Origin of the sequence: Streptomyces sp. SID5910 (assembly GCF_009862125.1) — a bacterium.
Lineage (GTDB): Bacteria > Actinomycetota > Actinomycetes > Streptomycetales > Streptomycetaceae > Streptomyces.
Genome location: NZ_WWHX01000787.1, coordinates 1 through 2445 on the forward strand (window position 1 = coordinate 1; position 2445 = coordinate 2445).

Below are 2445 nucleotides of genomic sequence, written 5' to 3' on the forward strand. Positions count from 1 at the left end.
CTGCTGCTGGACGAGCCCACCAACAACCTCGACCTGTACGCCCGCAGGCGGCTGTACGCGGCCGTCGCCTCCTGGCCGGGCGTGATGGTCGTGGTCAGCCACGACCGTGAGCTGCTCGACCTCGTCGACCAGATCGCCGACCTGCGCTCCGGCGGGATCACCCGCTACGGCGGCAACTTCACGGCGTACGAGGAGGCCCTGGCCGTCGAGCAGGAGGCGGCCGAGCGCATGGTGCGCGTCGCCGAGGCCGATCTGCGCCGGCAGAAGCGCGAACTGTCCGACGCCCAGGTCGTCCTGGCCCGGCGCAAGCGGTACGGACAGAAGATGTACGACACCAAGCGCGAGCCGCGGGCGGTGATGAAGATGCGCAGGCGCACCGCCCAGGAGTCGGCCGGCAAGTACCGGATCATGCACGAGGAGAAGCTCGCCGAGGCGAGGGAACGGCTCGACGGCGCGGTGAAGGCCGTGCGGGACGACGCCGAGATCCGCGTCGACCTGCCGTACACGGCCGTCCCGCCGGGCCGGTCCGTGCTCACCCTGCGGGAGCTGGAGCTCGCGTACGGCGCGCGGGTGGCGGGCGGTCTCGATCTGCACGGTCCCGAGCGGATCGCGCTGACCGGGCGCAACGGCTCGGGCAAGACCACGCTGCTGCGCACCGTCGCCGGGGAGCTGGAGCCGGTGTCGGGCGAGGCGACCGCGCACGTCCCGCTGCGGTTCCTGCCCCAGCGCCTCGACGTCCTGGACGACGAGCTGACCGTCGCCGAGAACGTGGCCCGCTTCTCGCCGGGCGTGACCGACAACCGGGTCAGGGCGCGACTGGCCCGCTTCCTGTTCCGGGGCGCCCGGGCCGACCAGCGGGCGGGGACGCTGTCCGGCGGCGAGCGCTTCCGGGCCGCCCTGGCCGCGCTGATGCTGGCCGAGCCGGCGCCGCAGCTGCTCCTGCTGGACGAGCCGACGAACAACCTGGACATGGCGAGCGTCCGGCAGCTCACCTCGGCCCTGGAGTCGTACGAGGGGGCGCTGATCGTGGCCAGCCACGACATGCCGTTCCTGGACTCGATCGGCATCACGCGCCGGCTGCTGCTGGAGGGAGGGGAACTGAGGGACGTCACGGGGGACGCCGGCGAGCACACGGGACGGCGGGCCGGCTGAGGGGCGTCCGGCGCCGGGGAGGAGCCCTCGCGGGGCCGCGGGAGACCTGCGGGGGTTCCCTTTCCGGGGGCCCGCCCCGCATGATGACGGACGGGCCCTCGTTCGGCCCGTGACCTGCGGCTCCGGACCGCGCCGCGCCCCGGTGGACGGTGGCTGATCAGCGGCCTTTACAGTGCGTTTAACCTACGGTCTCGTAACCTACGGTTTCGTAGCCTACGATCCCGTAGGTTCCCGGCACCGCTCGCCGGTTCGCATTCCGCTCTGTCGCACGTCCCCTGGAGTACCCGTGACGATCACTTCCCCGCATCTCGGCAATTCCGCCGCTTGGACCGACGCCCGGCTGCTGTACGCCCTGGAGGAAGTGGTCGAGCGGGAACTCAACCGGCATCTTCAGGTCGCCAAGGACTGGATGCCGCACGAGTACGTGCCGTGGAGCGACGGCCGCAACTTCCCGGGGATCTTCGAGGACGGCGAGGCCTGGGAGAAGGAGCAGTCCAAGGTCACCGAGATCGGCCGGATCGCCCTCGTGGTGAACCTGCTGACCGAGGACAACCTCCCCAGCTACCACCACGAGATCGCCAGCCTCTTCGGCCGCGACGGCGCCTGGGGCACCTGGGTGCACCGCTGGACCGCCGAGGAGGGCCGGCACGGCATCGTGATGCGCGACTACCTGCTCGCCTCGCGCGCCGTCGACCCGGACAAGCTGGAGCAGTTCCGCATGGCCCACATGAGCGAGGGCTTCGAGTCGGACAACCGGCACTCGATGCTGCACTCGGTGGCGTACGTCGCCTTCCAGGAGCTGGCCACCCGCATCTCGCACCGCAACACGGGCCACCAGTCCGGCGACCCGGTCTGCGACCGCATGCTGGCCCGCATCGCGACCGACGAGAACCTGCACATGGTCTTCTACCGGAACCTGCTCAAGGCCGCCTTCGAGCTGGCGCCCGACCTGACGATGCAGGCCGTGCGGGACGTGGTCGTGAACTTCCGGATGCCCGGCCACGGCATGCCCGGCTTCGAGCGGGCCGCCGCGCAGATGGCGATCGGCGAGGTCTACAACCTGCGCATCCACCACGACGACGTGATCCAGCCCGTGCTGCGCTTCCTGAAGATCATGGAGATCGACGGGCTCGGCCCCGAGGGGCAGCAGGCCCAGGAGGAGCTGGGCCTGTACATGGGCGGGCTCGACGCGGAGGCCGCCAAGTTCGACGCGAAGCTGGCCGCGCGCAAGGCGCGGATGGCGGCCCGCGCGGCGGGCTGACCGCGCCGCCGGCGGGCCCGGCACGGCGTGGC

Annotated in this window: 2 protein-coding genes; both read left to right on the plus strand. The window is 71.5% G+C overall.

All coding sequences use genetic code 11. The features are described from left to right. A partial coding sequence (locus tag GTW67_RS27855) for an ATP-binding cassette domain-containing protein (protein ID WP_161167525.1) occupies positions 1-1152 on the plus strand: 1152 nt, incomplete at its 5' end. 286 nt (positions 1153-1438) lie between these two features. Then, positions 1439-2413: an acyl-ACP desaturase gene (locus tag GTW67_RS27860; protein ID WP_161167526.1), complete on the plus strand. Its 975-nt coding sequence runs from the start codon at positions 1439-1441 to the stop codon at positions 2411-2413. The last annotated feature ends 32 nt before the right edge of the window (positions 2414-2445 follow it).